The sequence below is a fragment of the Aeromonas sp. sif2433 genome, assembly GCF_019218705.1.
Classification (GTDB): Bacteria; Pseudomonadota; Gammaproteobacteria; order Enterobacterales; family Aeromonadaceae; genus Aeromonas; species Aeromonas encheleia.
In genome coordinates, this window is the sequence record NZ_JAHUXD010000002.1 from 53,540 (window position 1) to 70,862 (window position 17,323).

Annotated in this window: 14 protein-coding genes; 8 read left to right on the forward strand and 6 right to left on the reverse strand. The window is 58.7% G+C overall.

Annotation, left to right across the window (positions count from 1 at the left end; all coding sequences use genetic code 11):
* The first annotated feature begins 61 nt into the window (after positions 1–61).
* The gene (gene glgC, locus KW825_RS03165) at positions 62–1,333 is read left to right on the forward strand and encodes a glucose-1-phosphate adenylyltransferase (protein WP_042654690.1); all 1,272 of its coding nucleotides are present in this window, start codon (positions 62–64) and stop codon (positions 1,331–1,333) included.
* A gap of 93 nt (positions 1,334–1,426) precedes the next feature.
* Here the strand turns inward: glgC and KW825_RS03170 are convergent, their stop codons facing one another.
* Genes KW825_RS03170 through KW825_RS03180 form a run of 3 tightly spaced genes read right to left on the reverse strand, consistent with a single transcriptional unit; the run spans position 1,427 to position 4,245 of the window.
* Positions 1,427–1,669: a FeoC-like transcriptional regulator gene (locus KW825_RS03170; RefSeq protein ID WP_042654689.1), complete on the reverse strand. Its 243-nt coding sequence runs from the start codon at positions 1,667–1,669 to the stop codon at positions 1,427–1,429.
* A 25-nt stretch (positions 1,670–1,694) separates the two neighbouring features.
* On the reverse strand, positions 1,695–3,965 hold the full coding sequence (feoB, locus tag KW825_RS03175) for a Fe(2+) transporter permease subunit FeoB (protein ID WP_218328197.1): 2,271 nt from the start codon (positions 3,963–3,965) through the stop codon (positions 1,695–1,697).
* A gap of 52 nt (positions 3,966–4,017) precedes the next feature.
* On the reverse strand, positions 4,018–4,245 hold the full coding sequence (locus KW825_RS03180) for a FeoA family protein (RefSeq protein WP_042654687.1): 228 nt from the start codon (positions 4,243–4,245) through the stop codon (positions 4,018–4,020).
* Positions 4,246–4,364: 119 nt separating this feature from the next.
* Here KW825_RS03180 and KW825_RS03185 point away from each other — a divergent pair, with 119 nt between their 5' ends.
* The 6 genes from KW825_RS03185 (at position 4,365) to KW825_RS03210 (ending at position 9,126) form a co-directional block, all read left to right on the forward strand.
* Positions 4,365–4,694, forward strand: a complete 330-nt coding sequence (locus tag KW825_RS03185; RefSeq protein ID WP_218291892.1) for a translation initiation factor — start codon at positions 4,365–4,367, stop codon at positions 4,692–4,694.
* 248 nt (positions 4,695–4,942) lie between these two features.
* On the forward strand, positions 4,943–5,500 hold the full coding sequence (locus tag KW825_RS03190; RefSeq protein ID WP_042654685.1) for a TMEM165/GDT1 family protein: 558 nt from the start codon (positions 4,943–4,945) through the stop codon (positions 5,498–5,500).
* 239 nt (positions 5,501–5,739) lie between these two features.
* Positions 5,740–6,678 (forward strand): DUF2157 domain-containing protein, encoded by a 939-nt coding sequence (locus KW825_RS03195; RefSeq protein WP_218328198.1) that lies wholly within the window; start codon positions 5,740–5,742, stop codon positions 6,676–6,678.
* Positions 6,671–7,678 (forward strand): DUF4401 domain-containing protein, encoded by a 1,008-nt coding sequence (locus KW825_RS03200; RefSeq protein ID WP_218328199.1) that lies wholly within the window; start codon positions 6,671–6,673, stop codon positions 7,676–7,678. Before KW825_RS03195 ends, KW825_RS03200 begins: the two co-directional genes overlap by 8 nt.
* Positions 7,675–8,175, forward strand: coding sequence for a GDYXXLXY domain-containing protein (locus KW825_RS03205; RefSeq protein ID WP_218328200.1), 501 nt, complete (start codon positions 7,675–7,677; stop codon positions 8,173–8,175). Before KW825_RS03200 ends, KW825_RS03205 begins: the two co-directional genes overlap by 4 nt.
* A gap of 162 nt (positions 8,176–8,337) precedes the next feature.
* Positions 8,338–9,126, forward strand: a complete 789-nt coding sequence (locus KW825_RS03210; RefSeq protein ID WP_256353755.1) for an ABC transporter substrate-binding protein — start codon at positions 8,338–8,340, stop codon at positions 9,124–9,126.
* Positions 9,127–9,227: 101 nt separating this feature from the next.
* Here KW825_RS03210 and KW825_RS03215 read toward each other — a convergent pair whose 3' ends face one another.
* Complete coding sequence (locus tag KW825_RS03215) at positions 9,228–9,515, reverse strand: hypothetical protein (RefSeq protein ID WP_042654680.1); 288 nt, start codon at positions 9,513–9,515, stop codon at positions 9,228–9,230.
* A 125-nt stretch (positions 9,516–9,640) separates the two neighbouring features.
* The gene (locus KW825_RS03220; protein WP_218328201.1) at positions 9,641–10,678 is read right to left on the reverse strand and encodes a sensor domain-containing diguanylate cyclase; all 1,038 of its coding nucleotides are present in this window, start codon (positions 10,676–10,678) and stop codon (positions 9,641–9,643) included.
* Positions 10,679–12,090: 1,412 nt separating this feature from the next.
* On the opposite strand from KW825_RS03220, the gene KW825_RS03225 reads away from it, so the two are divergent.
* On the forward strand, positions 12,091–15,183 hold the full coding sequence (locus KW825_RS03225) for an SIR2 family protein (RefSeq protein ID WP_218328202.1): 3,093 nt from the start codon (positions 12,091–12,093) through the stop codon (positions 15,181–15,183).
* 730 nt (positions 15,184–15,913) lie between these two features.
* Here KW825_RS03225 and cysS read toward each other — a convergent pair.
* On the reverse strand, positions 15,914–17,290 hold the full coding sequence (gene cysS / locus KW825_RS03230; RefSeq protein WP_218328203.1) for a cysteine--tRNA ligase: 1,377 nt from the start codon (positions 17,288–17,290) through the stop codon (positions 15,914–15,916).
* Positions 17,291–17,323: the final 33 nt, after the last annotated feature.

Consider the following 17,323-nt stretch of genomic DNA (forward strand, 5'->3'; position numbering starts at 1 on the left):
CCTTTCGCGTAGGCTTCAAAGGAGGCACAATCAAGGGGATATATCAACAAAGGGGTACTCGATGTTGTTACAACCTGCCAATACAGCAAAATCCAGACAGCTGCTGAACGAGACCATGGCCCTGGTTCTCGCAGGAGGGCGGGGCAGTCGCCTCAAGCAGTTGACCGACAACAGGGCGAAACCGGCGGTGCACTTCGGCGGCAAGTTCCGCATCATCGATTTCGTGCTCTCCAACTGCATCAACTCCGGCATCCGCCGGGTCGGCGTGGTCACCCAGTACAAGTCCCACAGCCTGCTGCGTCACCTGCAATCGGGCTGGTCCTTCCTGCGCTACCAGATGAACGAGTTCATCGACCTGCTCCCCGCCCAGCAGCGGGTGGATGAGGTCAACTGGTATCGCGGCACCGCCGATGCGGTCTATCAGAACCTGGACATCATTCGCGATCACGGCCCCAAATACGTGGTGGTGCTGGCGGGGGATCACATCTACAAGATGGACTACGCCGCCATGCTGCTCGATCACGTCAACCTGGGTGCCAGGGTGACGGTGGCCTGCATCGAGGTGCCCCGCCAGGAGGCGAGCGCCTTCGGCGTGATGGCGGTGGATGAGGATCGCAAGATCCACGCCTTCGTCGAGAAACCCGCCGACCCACCCGCCATGCCCGGCAAGGCCGACACCGCGCTGGCCTCCATGGGGGTCTACATCTTCGAGGCCGAGTATCTCTACCAATTGCTGGAAGAGGATCTCGCCAACGACGACTCCCACCACGATTTTGGCATGGACGTGATCCCGCGGGTGGTCAAGGAGGGCACCGCCTATGCCCACCCGTTCGGCCTCTCCTGCGTCGGTGGCGACCCGCAACAACGCCCCTACTGGCGCGATGTGGGCACGGTGGACTCCTTCTGGGAGGCGAACATGGATCTCGCCTCGGTGACCCCGGAGCTCGATATCTACGATCAGGAGTGGCCCATCTGGACCAGCCAGAAGATGACGCCCCCCGCCAAGTTCGTGCAGGATCAGAACGGCCAGCACGGCATGACCATCAACTCCCTGTTCTCCGGCGGCACCATCGTCAGCGGTTCCTTCATCGTGAGCTCGGTGTTGTTCACCAACGTGCGGGTCGACTCCTTCTGCACCCTGGATCAGGCGGTGATCTTCCCCGGGGTCGAGATAGGGGCCGGTTGCCGGCTGCGCCGGGTGGTGATCGACAAGGGTTGCAAGCTGCCGGATGGGCTGGTGGTGGGTGAAAACGCCTGCGAAGATGCCCGCCGCTTCCACCGCTCCGAGCAGGGCATAGTGCTGGTCACCCAGGAGATGCTGGCCGCGCTGTGAGCCCGGGCCACCCTCCGGGCACGGCACGAAAACAAAAAGGACCCGCCATCGGCGGGTCCTTTTTTACTGATGAAGCGCGCAGATGTTCGGGGATCAACACCGCTGGATCAGGCCGATCCGGCCGGGTTCACACCACTCGAACATCACCTCCAGGCTCTTGCCGCAGCAACTGCCGCCACACTGCTGGCTCTCCTGCTTGGTGACACGCCCCTTGCGCATCCAGACCCCGAGCATGGCCTCCACCGCATCTTCCGAGGTGTGGAAGTGGCGAGCCAGCTCCCGTCGGCTCACCCTCTTCTGGGTGGCCAGGTAGTCTCCCAACTCTCGCAATATCATGGTCGCACCTCCCGTCGATAATCCATCACAGGGCCACCACCTTGCGGGCGACTATGTCACCGTGGCGCCGACCGAACCACCACAGCAGCAGCAGGGAGAGGCCGTAGCTGGCGATCCACAGCAGGCTCTGTTCGGGGTGGGCGGCGAAGGTGGCCGCCTGGTAGAAGACGGTGGCGCACAGGAAGGCCATGTAGTTGCACCAGGCGGCGGTGAACAGGGCCCACTGGCGGCCGGTCTCCCGCACCAGGGCGCCCATGGCGGCGGCGCAGGGCATGTAGAGCAGCACGAACAGCAGGTAGGCGAAGGCACCGGCCGCACCGTCGAAGTGGGTCTGCATGTTGCCGTAGGTGGAGGTGTCGACCTCCTGCGCCTGCGCGGCGGCCTGCTGATCCTCCAGCTCCCCGACCTTGAGCCCCATGGGATCGGTCGGGTCTATGTCCGCCAGGTTGGCGGGGATGGTGGCGAGCGCCTCCTGCAGGCTGCCCAGCAGGGAGTATTCCGCCGCCTCCTCGTCATCGCCGCCGCCGGCATAGAGGCTGTTGAGGGTCGCGACCACGGCCTCCTTGGCGAAGATGCCGGTCAGGATGCCGACCGTGGCCTGCCAGTTCTCTTCCCGCACGCCTATGGGGTGCAGCACCGGGGTCACCGCCTGGCTGAGCTTGCTCAGCACCGAGCGCTCCTGATCCTGGTTGCCGAAGCTGCCGTCTGTCCCCAGGGAATTGAGCACGCTCAGCACCGCCACCATCAGCACTATGGTCTTGCCCGCCCCGAAGATGAACGCCTTGAGCTTCTGCCAGGTGCGGATCCCCACGTCCACCGGACGGGGCCACTCGTAATCCGGCATCTCCATCACCAGGGAGTCGCTCTTGCCCGGCAGCAGGGTGCTGCGCAGCAGCAAGCCGGTGAGCACCGCCACCAGGATGCCGATGAGGTAGAGACCGAACACCAGGTTCTGGCCGGATGCCGGGAAGAAGGCCACCGCGAACAGGGCATAGACCGGCAGACGGGCGCCGCAGGACATGAACGGCGCCATGGTCGTGGTCATCAGCCGCTCCCGCTCCGAGTTGAGGGTGCGGGTGGCCATCACCGCCGGCACGGTGCAGCCAAAGCCCATCAGCATGGGCACGAAGGCCTTGCCGGGCAGGCCGAGGCGACGCATCAGGGCATCCACCACGAAGGCGGCGCGGGCCAGGTAGCCGGAGCTCTCCAGTACTGCCAGGAACAGGAACAGGCAGCCCACCACCGGGATGAAGGTGGCCACCGTCTGCAGGCCGGCGCCTATGCCGTCCGCCAGCACGGCCCCCAGCCAGTCGGGGGCCGCGATCAGCCCCAGCAGGTGGTGCACCCCGTCCACGAACAGGGCGCCCCCCATGATGTCGAAGAAGTCGATGAAGGCGCTGCCCACCTTGATGGCGAACATGAACATCAGGTACATCACCAGCAGGAAGAAGGGGATACCGGCCCAGCGGTTCAGCAGCACCCGATCCAGCCGCTCGCTCTGGGCTATGGTGAGCCGGCCCTTCTGCTGGCAGGCCTGCTGGCTCCAGTGATGGATGTGGCCGTAGCGCAGATCCGCCAGCTGCAGGTCGATGTCCTGGGTATGATGGGCCCGCTTGACCAGGTTGCTGGCCGCGGCCTGCTGGCCCGGCAGCAGGGTCTCCTGCATGATGTCATCTTCCTCCAGCAGGCGCAGGGCGCGACCGCGCGAGGCGAGGTGATGGGGGGCGAGCAGGCTCTCCAGCTCGGCGATGTCATGCTCCAGCGGCTGGCCATAATCGAGCACCAGGGCGGGTTGCGCCTGACCGATGAACTGGTGGATCTGCGCCTTGAAGGCCGCCACCTGCTGGCGATTGTGGGCCGACAGCGACACCACGGGGCAGCCGAGCGCCTGGCTGAGCAGCGTCTCGTCTATGGTGACCCGGCGCTTTTGCAGCAGATCCATCTTGTTGAGCACCACCACCATGGGCAGGCCCAGCTCACGCAGCTGCAGGGTGAGGTAGAGGGAGCGTTCCAGATTGGCGGCATCGATGACGTTGAGCAGCAGATCCGGTTGCTGGCCCTGCACGAAGCGGCTGGCGATCTGCTCGTCCAGGCTCGCCTCCTGGTTGGCCAGGGCATAGATGCCGGGCAAGTCCATCAGCTGATAGTCATGACCGGCGGCGGAGAACTCGCCCATCTTCTTGTCGACCGTGACCCCGCTCCAGTTGCCCACCTGCTGGCGGGAGCCGGTCAGGGCGTTGAACAGGGAGGTCTTGCCGCTGTTGGGATTACCGACGGTTACCAGGGAGTAGCTCATACCGGCTCGACCTCGATGAGTTGAATCAGGCTCTTCTTCTGTTGCAAGTGGCTCATACCGGTTCGACCTCGATCTGCTGCGCAAGGCTCTTCTGCATGGAGAGACAGATGCCCTGGCACTGGATCTGCAGCGGGTCACCCAGCGGCGCCGCCCGCAGGTAGATGACTTCCGTCTGGGGCAGCAGGCCCATCACCATCAGCTTGCGGCGCAAGGCGCGGCCAAGATGGTTCATGTTCTTGATGCGAGCACTCTGCCCCGGCGACAACTGCGTGAGTACCATGACTGACCCCTGAAGTTAAATAACAATGATTCTCTTTTGATGCGGCATTATAAGCTGGGTCTTCAACCACAATTTGCGTAAAATCAAACTTTGCTCAGCTAACCCAGACAAGAAATGCCATGACTCCAGACAACAACAGCCGCCTGGTCTACAGCACGGACGGCGGCATGATCAAGGAACCGGCCTCGGTCCAGAGCGCCTCCCCCTTCCCCATCGACGGCACCGTGCGCATCAGACGCGAGACCAAGGGGCGCAAGGGCGCCGGCGTCATCACCATCCATGGGGTGCCCGCCGACCAGCAAAAAACCATCGCCACCCTGCTCAAGAAGAAGTGCGGCACCGGCGGCGGGCTGAAGGATGGCATCATCGAGATCCAGGGTGACAAGCGGGAGCTTATCAAGGCCGAGCTGGAGAAGGCCGGCTTCGGCGTCAAGCTGGTGGGTGGTTAATCCCCCCTTGTTTCCCCTGCGCTTTTTCCCTAGAATGCCCGCTCCCATCGAGGGGGAGTAGTCTCGCCGCGGCGCCCCAAATGCCGCGCGCGATCCTGATCAACATACTTGGTGCCAACTCACCATGGTCAGGATGATCCGGGCAATGCCGGATTTGACAAGACCTTTGACGGGCCAGTGCCAATACCGGGGACGGATGGCGCAGGCTTGTCTCTGGTTTATAACAATTCCGTCCCCCGGTTATTTTTATGGAAGCCTTGTTAACCTCAACCCTCAGCGTGGCCATCGCCGAAATCGGCGACAAGACCCAGCTGCTGGCGTTACTGCTCATCTGTCGTTTTCGCAAACCCTGGCCCATCATCGCCGGCATGCTGGTGGCTACCCTGCTCAACCATGCGGGCGCGGCCTGGATAGGCGGGTTCATCAGCAACTGGCTGGATCCCAAGATCATGACCTACCTGGTAGCGGCAGCCTTCATCGCCATGGCGGTCTGGATCCTGGTGCCGGACAAGATGGACGACGAGGAGAGTTCCCTCGACAAGTACGGCCCCTTCATGGCCACCTTCGTGCTGTTCTTCATCGCCGAGATCGGTGACAAGACCCAGATAGCCACTGTACTGCTGGCGGCCAAGTACGACTCCCTGACCCAGGTCATCGCCGGCACCACCCTCGGCATGATGCTGGCGAACGTGCCCGTGGTGCTGCTCGGCAAGCTCGGCGCCGACAAGCTGCCGCTCAAGGGGATCCGCATCGCCTGCGCCATCCTCTTCGTGGGGCTGGGGATCAGCACCCTGCTGTTCGTCTGACCGGCGTCGGCCCAAGGCGCCGGGGTCGGCGTGAGCACTGACCCAGAACGCCTGCACGCCGCCAAGACATAGCCAGCCCCCCTGGCATCATCGAGCCCCCTCCTCAGGTCGGGGCTTTTTTTGTGCCCCCGTGACGGCAGGCCCCTGTCGCACCCGCCCAGGCGGGGCCTGCCCCGGGCCGTGGCGCCGTGCCATAATGCGTCAAACCCCGGTTTCGACCGGCTTTCAGGAGCCTTGCCATGCACCCCACCTCAAGACAGACGCTACTCGACTGGGTCAGACGCGGCCGCCTCGCCCCGGCCAACCTGCCGGCGGCCCTGGCCCTGCTGGAGCTGCCCCCCGCCAGCGCGCGCTGGCAGTGGCTGTTCGATCGCCTGCTGCTCTGGCTCGGCAGCCTCTGCCTCGGCGCCGGGCTGGTGTTCTTCGTCGCCTTCAACTGGCAGGAGCTGGGCCGCTTGTCCCGCCTCGCCCTGCTGGAGCTGCCCCTGCTCGCCATGCTGGTGCTGCTGTGGCGCAAGCCGCTGGCGGACACCCCGCGCCAGGCCCTGCTGCTGGCCGTGGCGCTCAACATCGGCGCCCTGCTGGCCCTGGTGGGCCAGACCTACCAGACCGGTGCCGATCCCTGGCAGCTGTTTGCCACCTGGACCCTGCTGCTGATGCCGCTGGCCGCCATCGGCCGGAGCCCCCTGCTCTGGACCCTCTGCTGGCTGCTCGGCCAGCTGGCGCTGGTGCTCTACTGGCGGCTCGGTCTGTTCGACTTCTTCTTCGCCTTCGATGAGGAGGCGCTCGGCTGGAGCCTCACCCTGTTCAACGCCGCCCTCTGGGGCGCACTCCTGCTGGTGCCCGCCCGCTTCAGGCTGATGCCCTCCTGGCTGCCGGGCCTGGCCGCCGGGCTCGGCGTCACCCTGCTGGCGCTGCTGTCGCTGTTCGAGGCCGCCTCCCCCTGGGTCTGGCCGCTCTGGCTCGGCTGGTTAGTCGCGGCCTATGCGCGCTGGCACGGTCGTTTCATCGCCGGGCTCGCCATGGGTTGCCTCAGCCTCATCGCCGTCATCCTGGCGGCACTTGGCAAGTGGATGGAGCCCGATGTGAACGGCTTCCTGCTGCTGAGCCTGATCGCCATCGGCCTCTCTGTCATGGCCAGCCGCTGGCTGCAACAACAACGGAGGTCCCATGTCTGAGCTGACTCCCTGGCAGCGGCTGCAGGCCGCCAGTCTGGTCGAGGGTGAGGCGCCCCTCGATGAGCAACCCCACTGGTCGAGCCGCTTCCTGCTCGGCATAGTGGGCTGGCTGGCCGCGCTCTTCCTGCTGTTCTTCCTGTTTATGGCCTTCGAGGGTGTCATCCGGGAGGCCAACCATGCCCTCGCCATGGGTGCCATCCTGATGGCCGCCGCCCTCGGGCTCAACCGCAAGGCCAGCCGCAGCGATCTCTGGGATCAGTTCGTGCTGGCACTGGCGCTGGCCGCCGATGCCTGGCTGCTCTATGGCCTCATCGATCGGGTCGATCTGCACTCGGCCATCCTCTGGCTCGGCCTCTGCGCCCTCTCCCTAGGGATCGCCGCCCTGTTCGAGCACTGGTTGATCCGGCTGTTTCACAGCTTCGCCGCCGCCATCCTGCTCACGCTGGGGCTGGCCTGCCTCGGCCTGCAGCTGCTGGCCCTGCCGCTGGTGATGGGGGCGCTCACCGCCTGCTGGCTGCTGGCCGAACGCCAACCCAGCCGTCACCAGCTCTATGAGTCCCTCACCCTGGGGCTGGCGCTCTCCCTGCTGGTGCTGGGCCGGCTGCATCATCCGCTGTGGGACGGGGGCGCCAGCATGCTCGACGAGCTCGGCCACTCCCGCCTGCCACTCTGGCTCAATCCCCTGCTCTGCGCCGCCCTGCTGCTCGGGGTCCTGGTCCGGCTGAAGCTGCCGCTGCTGTATGGCCTGCCGCTGGTGCTGATCAGCGCCCTCATTCCCGGCATGGGGGCCGGTGCCCTGGTGCTGGTGCTCGGCTTCTATGCCGGCAGCCTGGGGCTGATGACGCTGGCGGGCCTGCTGCTGCTCGGCTTCGGCTCCCTCTATTACTACGATCTGGGGCTGACCCTGATGACCAAATCCTGGCTGCTGCTGGGCTCGGGCGCCCTGCTGCTCGGCGCCCGCCAGTTGCTGAAAATCCTCGGCAAGGAGATCCCCTCATGAGACGACTCGCCCTCCTGCTGACCGGCCTCGCCATCCTGGCGGGCATCAACCTCACCGTCTGGCGCTACGAGCACGCCATGCGCAGCGGCGAGGTGGTACTGCTCCGGCTGGCACCGGTCGATCCCCGCTCCCTGATGCAGGGGGACTACATGCGCCTCAACTACGAGCTCGCTCGCCAGCTGGGGAGCCTGACGCCAGACGCCACCCCGGCGACCGACATCCTGGTGATCCGGCTCGATGAGCATCAGGTGGCGCACTGGGTGGCCGATGGCAACCCCGAGGCCCCCACCCGGGATCAGCGCCTGTTGCAGGTCCGCCGGCAGCACAACCAGTGGTGGATAGGGCCGGATGCCTTCTTCTTCGAGGAGGGCAGCGGCGCCCAGTACGAGGCGGCCCGCTACGGCGAGTTCCGGCTGCAGACCGATGGCAAGACTCTGCTGGTGGGATTGCGTGACGAGGCATTCAACCCCATAGGCCGCACCCGCTCGGCCTGGTGAACGGCGGGAACCCCTGACGAGGCAGGAGAAGGCGCCCCGCCTAGGCTCCCGGCCGGGATAAACCGGCCAACGGTGCTCGGGGTCGGCTGCCCCGGCTGCGGCTGGCGAAACCCCGCGACTCGGCGACACTTGAAGCGAACCACACGTAGCAGGAGGGCCGGGATGAGAACATGGATGCCAGTTGCCGCGCGCGCCGTCGCGCTCTCTGCCGCCCTCTCGGTTGGCTTAGGTGGCCTGCTCGGCTGGACGGCCCAGGCCAGCCCCGCACTCGGCAAGCTGCACTATCTCACCGAAGAGTACAAACCCTACAACTTCACAGGCCCATCCGGTGAGCCCACCGGCCTCGCCGTCGAGCTGCTGCAACGGGTGTGGCAACAGACCGACACCCCGGCGCAGCCGATCGGCATCCTGCCCTGGGCGCGGGGCTACTACCTGCTGACCCAGAAGCCCAACGTGGTGCTCTTCTCCACCGCCCGCACCGAGGCACGGGATCCCCTGTTCAAATGGGCCTGCCCCATCGGTTATGCGGAGATAGTGCTGATGGGGCTGGCCAACCGCGATATCCGGCTCGGGGCGCTGGCGGAGGCCCAGCAGTACCATATCGGCGCCGTGCGTACCGACGTCGGGGAGCAGCTGCTGCTCAACAGCGGCTTCGACGAGCAGAAGATCATGACCGCCAACCGCCTCCCCCAGGCGCTCAAGATGCTCACCTCGGGCCGGGTCGATCTCATCTCCAGCAACAAGACCACCTTGCTGGAGCTGATCGGCGCCCAGCAGCTGGATCCCGCCGACTTCGAGGTGCGCTGGGTGTTGAGCTCGGAGCAGTTCTGCTTCGCCTTCAGCCATCCAATCGACGATACGCTTGTCAGGGAGTTTCAGCGCGGCCTGGCCCAGGTGCTGGCCAGCAGCGACTTCCAGCAGTTGCAGGCCAAGTACCTTCCGGTGCGCTAGCCCGAACTCGCAACAAAAAGAGGCCCAAGCGGACCTCTTTTTTATCGGGGGATGGGAGAAAAGACCGCCAGGCGGTCGGGCACCATCGAGAGGGAGAGGGACTACTTGACCCGCATCAGGCGATGGCTGATGCCGCCGAACTCGAGCTGGATCGCCTGGGAGCGCTGCATCTTGTTCACCCGTTGCAGCATGGCCCCGTCGTAGCCCTTGCGCACCATCCACTGCATGGGCTCCTCGAAGCTGCCTTCATTGACGATAAAGGTATCTGTGTAGGCGTCGTGCATGATGCTGACCACCCAGATGCGCTGCTGAAACTCCGAGAGTTCCGCAAAGAGATCGGCCACTTTCGCCGTCAGGGCGCGGTAACGGCTGATAACGCGGTTTGCCATGGTAGAGGATGCCTGTGTGGGGGGAGAAGCATCCTAGCATCGCGGGTGCGGGGGCAACAATGCGCGAAATCAAACCAGCGGCGCCCGAGATCCCAACGGCCAGGGTCCCAGGCGCAAGGCGACCCTCACCCCAGCGTGCGGCGCTGGCGCTTGACCGTATACATGCGCGCATCGGCCTGACGCAGGGCATCGTCGATGCTGGTGTGGGCCGGATCTATGGCCACCACCCCCACGCTGGCACCGGGGTAATGCAGCACCCGGGACGGGAGCGGCAGCTGGAGCACGCTCTGCTCGAACAGCCGGCGCTGGAAACGCTGCACCGCCACCTCTATCGACTCATCGCCCTGGTGAGGCCCCATGCCCACGGCGACGAACTCGTCGCCCCCGACCCGCGCCAGCAGATCGCCGCCGCGCAGGGCCGCCGACAGTTGCCGCGCCAGGGTGACCAGCAGCAGATCCCCCACCTCGTGGCCGTGGGTGTCGTTGATGACCTTGAAGCCATCGAGATCGATGAAGGCGATGAGCACGGGGTGCCCGGCCCGCTCCGACAGGGAGAACAGCCGATTGAGCTCGTGCATCAACGCCCGCCGGTTCGGCAGGCCGGTCAGGGGGTCGCTGAGCGCCTGGCGCGACAGCTCCTGGTTGGCCCGCTGCAACTGCTGCAGCAACTGCTCCCGCTCCACATGCTCGGCGATCAGCCGGGCGAAGAAGGCGATGAGCTGCTCGGAGCCCGCCACCAAGGGTTTGTGCTCGGCGCTGGCGGCGCACAGGGTGCCGTAGAGTGAGCCCGAGGAGGTGCGCACCGGGCTGCTCAGATAGGTGTGGATGCCGAGCGCACTGGCCGCCTGGGAATCCCCCCAGCACTCGGCGACGTTGTCGGTATAGATGCGCCCCTCATCGATCGCCCGCCGGCACAGGGTATCGCTCCAGTCCACCGTGATCCCCTCCGGGATCTGCAATCCGGCCACGTCGTTGGCATTACTGGCATTGTTGGCATAGCGAATGATCTGCTTGCCCTGCACCAGATCGATCTCGGTGAGATAGGTCGACTCCAGCCCGGTCACCGCCTCCAGCATCTCCAGCAGGGGGCGGGTCAGGCTCTCCAGATCCCGCGCCTCTGTGACCCGCTCCGACAGGGCCTGCAATATCTTGTCCACGCACATCTCCCAGCTTGCATGTCAAACCCGGACACCATAGCCAACCCGGTGGTTGACTATCAAGCCCCGTCGACGCAGACAGGAGTCCGGTCCGGCAAAATGCCGGCCCCTTCAGGGTTTGCCCCCACGGGAGAGGCCTCCCTGAGCGGCCCACCCCGATCCGCGCTGCCCGCGCACCATCTTGCGACTCTCTATCGCACCGGACAGATAACGTCGGCAGCCCCTCTTTCTCCCTGCCGTCTTCCTGTGGCGGACCGATACACCGGCGGTCAGTTGGGGGGAATCGCCTCCCCTCGCCGCCTGCCCAGCGCCCGGTGTGCCACCGAACTTTGAAGCAGCGCAAGAAACCAACCGATTCTGGCGATTGACTCATCAATTGCATGGAGAAGACCGAGATGGCTCCGTAAGATGGGCTGTGCCTGTTGGCCCCCTTCTCCCCCGCTGATGGTCAGCAACGCACTGTGGTAGCGACAGCCAGGGGCGGTAGCAATTCTGGCGGATACCAGCCCGGTATCCCGCGCCTGCGGCAAGAGGCGAGGACGCCGTCCTCGACGGGTGCCTCCCGTCAGCCTCGGAACCAGTAGGGTCGATTAGCGCAGCCTAATCGTCCGCGGTAACCCCTTGGGGGCTAGGGTGAGGGGTCACTAGCCTTATTGGCATTGGCATGGCTTCGCCAGTAGGGTCGATTAGCGAAGCGTAATCGTCCGCGGTAACAATCCCCTCTCCCCTTGCGGGAGAGGGCTAGGGTGAGGGGTGGGTAGCGGCATTGCCTGACGAATGCCGCCCCACGTCTCAATGGCACGGCTTCGCCGCGCAAGACGCGAGGGCGCTGCCCTCGACGGGGTTTCGCCCGCCCTTCGGGCTTGGGCGAGTGACTTTTCTTTGCGTGGCCAAAGAAAAGTCACCAAAAGAAAGGCCACCCCCACTTGTTCGCCCTCCTTCGTCGGGTGCCCTCGGTTCAGGCAAAAGGTCTGGCGGAACGACGCAGACGGTACATCCCTGTACCGCCTGCGTCTGCGCCGTCGTCCATGACGGCGCTCCTGACCTTGTGCCCTCACCTCGGCGAACAACAGGGGGCAACACCCAACCCGCAGCCCCGAGGCCAGCTAACAGCCCCCTCTGTATTCGGGGTAGTGATCGGGAGAGCTGTTATCTCTGAACCGGCCCCTCGCCCACCGCACGGCGAGGCCAGATTGTCGCCCCCCTGCAATAACTGCAATCAGCTTGGCTGCATAGATAAAAAAGTGAACACCATTACGGTAGAAAGCGATACTCCACCCTATTGTAAATAGCCTTATATTGAAGCCTCGATAGTAAGCATTTAGCCGTAATATAACCTGATTTCTCGAACTAAGCTTACACTTCGCTAAGCGTATCTACGGCCTTACGCCATCAAGATAAGTAAAGGATTTTATCTAATGAATATATCAAGCTATGAACGTTTAGTGACATCACTGATTAACGATATAAAAAGAAATAGGAAAATCACTTTTCTTTTTGGTTCAGCAATAAGTGTGTCCAAAGATGGTGTAGGCGTACCAGGTGTAGATGCGACAATTGAAATCATAAAAGAATATCTAGAAGAATTTGGCATGTTGGAGGACTACAAAGAGATACAAGAACACACATCAGGTTCAAAAGGTTATCAAGAAATATTTGATTACCTACTATCTGTAGGAGAGCAATCTGATCTGCAGGCCATCATGAATAGAATCATGGATAAAGCAAAAAATAAAGATGAATGGCAGATCACAAAAACCATAAAAGATCTAACAAAACTAATTAAACTCAAGCTTTTTAATATAAGTCACATATTTACGACTAACTTTGACCCATTGTTAGAAGAGTCTCTCAAAAAAAACGATATCATCGTAAACAAAATAGTTTTAGATTGCGATTCAAATATAAGCAGTTTTGGTTCATATAATAATGACGCTGTTAATATTATACATCTTCATGGGTTTTACTCTGGAGATACTATGCATACTCCTAATCAGTTATTAGCGACTAGGACTCAGTTAAAAGAATCTTTAAAAGATATTCTTTCAGAAAGCAAACTATATATAATTGGATATGGTGGTTGGGATGATATATTCAACCTTACATTAACCGAAATTGTAAACGCCCCCAAAAGTAAATATGAAGTCAGGTGGGCATTCTTTAATGAAAATGAATCTGAAATAAGAGAAAATAACGCTAAATTAATTTCCACCCTTCAACCTGCAATATTAAAAGGAAGATTTAATATTTATAAGGGTGTTGATTGTGAAGTTTTGTTTGAAGATATATGTAATAAAATAAATAGAATTGAGTTGTTCGACTCTGCAAGACCAGACCATAAAGAAGGCGAAGTAAGGACAAAAATAATCCCACTCTCTGATTTATATTCTCCACCTAGCAAAAAAAGAAATGATTTTTATATAAAACCATTTCCCAATCCTCCTGATCCATCACATGAAACAATCAGATTATCAGAGCAGGGAGATGCTTTTGATATTTTACAAAAAGATGGCAGCCTCACTTTAATTTGCGGGTGGGGATATGGAAAACTTGGTTTTATATCTTCCCTTTTCTCAGACAACTTATCAGGATATACACAATTAAGAACCGATTTATCCACTGCAGAAAATAAAGAGCAAATTGAAAATAAAATCAGAGAAGATGTTGGCGTTGATTTCACAATGTTGGCAGCAGGTGGAATAGAATCTAGTCGATTAGTTATTATTTTTGACAATATAATACATACGAACAATGATGTTATAAGTTACCTAAATGGCATAATAGATATTATTAGAGATTATGGGGGCATAATAAATGGAATATTTATTGTCAGTAAAGATTGTAATCTTTCAAATGAAAAAATTCGATTAAAAAATCTTGATATCGTTGATGTAAAAGAATACATCCGCATTATTCCTGAATCAAGAAACATGAGTGTTTCGTCACTTGAACGCCTATGTCATAAATCATCAGGGTTACCAGCCAAGCTGGATTTAATAAAAAACTTTCTAGAGTTTACATCACTAGAACATGTATTAGAGGATGCTCATGGAGAACTTGATCTGATGCCAAATGACTCATCAGATAGCATCCCTAAATATCTTCTAGATAAGATTTCAGCACTTTCAAGAGCAGAGAAAGATGAGAACGCCAGACTATATGAACTATTGAAAATATTGAGTATCATAGAGTATGGCGAACAAGCTAGAAATATAATGCGACATTACTATTCATATAGATTCACATTATCTGACTTTGCTATTTTGATAGATATGGATCTAATTTACCCAATTGACATAGAGGATTTTCAAGGGGTAAAAATAAACAGAGTCAACCCTCTAGTTAAAGATTATGTCATTTCACTAATGGACCCCGAGGAACTTCATAGTCAACGCCATAATGCCATGTCATTAATTCTAGGAGAATGTTGGAAGCAAGGACGAACAGATCTTGTATCTACATCTAAAATGGTTTTTAACTATATGGATTTTTCCCCTGGGAATGCCCATATTCTTTTAATCTCAGAACTAAAACATGCAATGAAATTGTCACAGGACACCGACACTATTCTTAAAGCAATGGTTGCATACTGCACTCTGTTAAAGGATAAGAGCAGGTTTAAAGAGGTTACTGCCTTTGCACAAGAAATAATTAATTTAAACATAGCCAAAAATACAATCGATGCATTATGGATTAATTATTTCCTTGCAGAAGGAATGCGCATGCTTGGGCAAGAGGATGTTGCCATCTCAATTTTAGAGCCTATATTTGAAGATATAGAGAGAAACAAGAAATTATACAATAAAGATTTGTATGAAAGAACAATGCATACTTTAGCTTTATCATACTCTCATTCAAACAATGAAAAAGCCTACATTTTTGCTAAAAAATTACGCGCTGAATCACCGAAAAAATCTTATGGTAGATTCTTAGGAGAAAAAATATTCACAACTAAACTGCCAAAGGAAGAGCGAATTATCAGACTAAAGAAAATAGAGAAACTAGCCCGAGGTAGCGGGGTTGTTAATATAGCAAATAATATTAGTTTAGAACTTGCCGGATTATTAAAAGACCAAGAAATGGAATATGTGAACAAAGTAATATCATCGGAGGATAGCATTTACACTAAAATACGTGCAATGCTAATAAAATTTGATGGAATAATTGGATCGAATTCCAGCATCTCACTTAATGCCAAAGATAGAATGAGCTTGTTAAGTGCTTATAGTTACTTGTTTATGCAACGATTAGACAAGCTTTTCAATCGATGTCACGAGATCTTATGGCAAGTACTAGAAAATGATAATGATGTAGAGCAGCTTTATAAATTATTTATGACCAGCGCTTTAGTTTGGCGGGTTAATGGTAATCACTCCGATGAGCTAAAATATGCAAAACTAATACAGTCAATACTTGAATTAGCTAATGGGAACGATGATACAAGGATAAAAAGCATTCAACAACGATGCCTGCTTATCCAAAAACCTAAAATTCCACAACTAGCCTCCTAAACTATAAAAACCGCAGCCTTGAGCTGCGGTTTTTATTTCTATTCCCCAAACACGCTTTGACCCAAACCAAAACCCTATTTCGCCAACCCCTTGCACTGATCTCCCCCTTCGGCGAAATAGGCGGCCAACATGAACGCTAAAGCCACGGGCGGGCACGGTATTGGTCCCCCTGCAAACCGCCGAGTCGAGTTCAACGGGTCAGGAGCGCCATCAGGGATGATGGCGCAGCCGCAGTCGGCATATGGGCCAAATCGGATCAGGGCGAGCACTGCTCGACCCCGATTTGGCGCGAGAACAGGGACGTTCGAAGCGGACTTTGGCCGAAGCCATGGATGGCGTAGGCCAAAGTGCCGTCTGCGGCGCTCCGTCCGACCCGTTGGACGAGACGAGGGAACCCGCGAAGCGGGCGGTTTGCCGGGGGAGAAGACTTTTGGTGTTATTTGCCAAAGAGAGCGGGTCTTTCCAAAGTCACTCGCCCCAGCCCGAAGGGCGGGCGAAACCCTGTCGAGGGCACCGCCCTCGCCTCTTTTAGGCTGAAACCAAAACCGTCGGCTTGTCGCCAGACTGGCGAGCCAAAGAGGTTAGCTCCCCTCACCTGGCCCTCTCCCGCAAGGGGCGAGGGGATCAGACCGAAGGATGCCGAGGCTTCGGCAGGCCACAAAAAAAACCGCAGCCCAAGGGCTGCGGTTTTTTTATTGGGCTGACCTTTCAGCCAACAGAGCAACCAGCCTTAGGCACGGCGCCAGCTGGTCTTGCCGGCGCTGTCTTCCAGCACGATTCCCATCTCGGTGAGACGGTTGCGGGCGGCGTCGGCGGCGGCCCAGTTCTTGTCGGCGCGGGCCTGGTTGCGCTGGGCTATAAGCTGCTCGATCTCGGCTACTTCTTCATCGGCGTCATTGCCCTTGAGGAAGGCGTCCGGATCCTGCTGCAGTATGCCGAGCACGGCGCCGAGCTCGCGCAGACGGGCACCGAGGCCGGCGGCCACGGTCAGGTCTTCGGCCTTCTGGCGGTTGATCTCGCGCACCAGATCGAACAGGGCGGAGTAGGCTTCCGGGGTGTTGAAGTCGTCGTCCATCGCCTCCTTGAAGCGAGCCACCTGCTCGTCACCACCGGCGGCCTCGGCGGCAGGCAGGTCGCGCAGGGCGGTGTACATCCGCTCCAGCGCGGCGCGGGCCTGCTTGAGGTTGTCTTCCGAGTAGTTGAGCTGGCTGCGATAGTGGCCGGACATCAGGAAGTAACGCACGCTCTCGGCGTCGTAGTGGGCCAGCACGTCGCGGATGGTGAAGAAGTTGCCGAGGGACTTGGACATCTTCTCTTTATCCACCATCACCATGCCGCTGTGCATCCAGGTGTTGACGTAGTCGCCACCGTGGGCGCAGCAGGACTGGGCGATCTCGTTCTCGTGGTGCGGGAACTGCAGATCCGAGCCGCCGCCGTGGATGTCGAAGTGGTTGCCAAGGTGCTTGGAGTTCATGGCGGAGCACTCGATGTGCCAGCCGGGACGACCCGGGCCCCAGGGGCTGTCCCAGGTCGGCTCGCCGGGCTTGGACATCTTCCACAGCACGAAGTCGAGCGGGTTGCGCTTGGCATCCACCACATCGACCCGGGCGCCGGCCTGCAGCTGTTCCAGATCCTGACCGGACAGCTTGCCGTAGTCGGCGAACGACTCGACGATGAACATGACGTCGCCGTTGTCGGCCACGTAGGCGTGATCCTTGGCGATCAGGGTCTCGACCAGCTCGATGATCTCATGGATGTGCTGGGTGGCGCGCGGCTCGACGTCCGGGCGCACCATGCCGAGGGCATCGAAATCCTGGTGCATGTCACCGATCAGGCGCTCGGTCAGATCGTCGCAAGTGACTCGGGTCTCGGCGGCGCGCTTGATGATCTTGTCATCCACGTCGGTGACGTTGCGCACGTAGTTGAGCTGGTAGCCGCTGTAACGCAGGTAGCGGGCCACCACGTCGAAGGCGACGAAGGTGCGACCGTGACCGATATGACAGTGATCATAGATAGTGACACCACACACATACATGCCCACCTTGCCCGGGTGGATAGGTTTGAATTCTTCTTTTTGACGAGTGAGTGTGTTGTATATCTTCAGCATCTTATGACCACTGCCTGTGAGTAAAATGGCCTG

Bases quoted from the DNA above. Each gene is read 5' to 3' on its own strand.
- glgC (WP_042654690.1), top strand. From the start codon at position 62: ATGTTGTTACAACCTGCCAATACAGCAAAATCCAGACAGCTGCTGAAC.
- KW825_RS03170 (WP_042654689.1), bottom strand. From the start codon at position 1,669: ATGATATTGCGAGAGTTGGGAGACTACCTGGCCACCCAGAAGAGGGTG.
- feoB (WP_218328197.1), bottom strand. From the start codon at position 3,965: ATGAGCTACTCCCTGGTAACCGTCGGTAATCCCAACAGCGGCAAGACC.
- KW825_RS03180 (WP_042654687.1), bottom strand. From the start codon at position 4,245: ATGGTACTCACGCAGTTGTCGCCGGGGCAGAGTGCTCGCATCAAGAAC.
- KW825_RS03185 (WP_218291892.1), top strand. From the start codon at position 4,365: ATGACTCCAGACAACAACAGCCGCCTGGTCTACAGCACGGACGGCGGC.
- KW825_RS03190 (WP_042654685.1), top strand. From the start codon at position 4,943: ATGGAAGCCTTGTTAACCTCAACCCTCAGCGTGGCCATCGCCGAAATC.
- KW825_RS03195 (WP_218328198.1), top strand. From the start codon at position 5,740: ATGCACCCCACCTCAAGACAGACGCTACTCGACTGGGTCAGACGCGGC.
- KW825_RS03200 (WP_218328199.1), top strand. From the start codon at position 6,671: ATGTCTGAGCTGACTCCCTGGCAGCGGCTGCAGGCCGCCAGTCTGGTC.
- KW825_RS03205 (WP_218328200.1), top strand. From the start codon at position 7,675: ATGAGACGACTCGCCCTCCTGCTGACCGGCCTCGCCATCCTGGCGGGC.
- KW825_RS03210 (WP_256353755.1), top strand. From the start codon at position 8,338: ATGAGAACATGGATGCCAGTTGCCGCGCGCGCCGTCGCGCTCTCTGCC.
- KW825_RS03215 (WP_042654680.1), bottom strand. From the start codon at position 9,515: ATGGCAAACCGCGTTATCAGCCGTTACCGCGCCCTGACGGCGAAAGTG.
- KW825_RS03220 (WP_218328201.1), bottom strand. From the start codon at position 10,678: ATGTGCGTGGACAAGATATTGCAGGCCCTGTCGGAGCGGGTCACAGAG.
- KW825_RS03225 (WP_218328202.1), top strand. From the start codon at position 12,091: ATGAATATATCAAGCTATGAACGTTTAGTGACATCACTGATTAACGAT.
- cysS (WP_218328203.1), bottom strand. From the start codon at position 17,290: ATGCTGAAGATATACAACACACTCACTCGTCAAAAAGAAGAATTCAAA.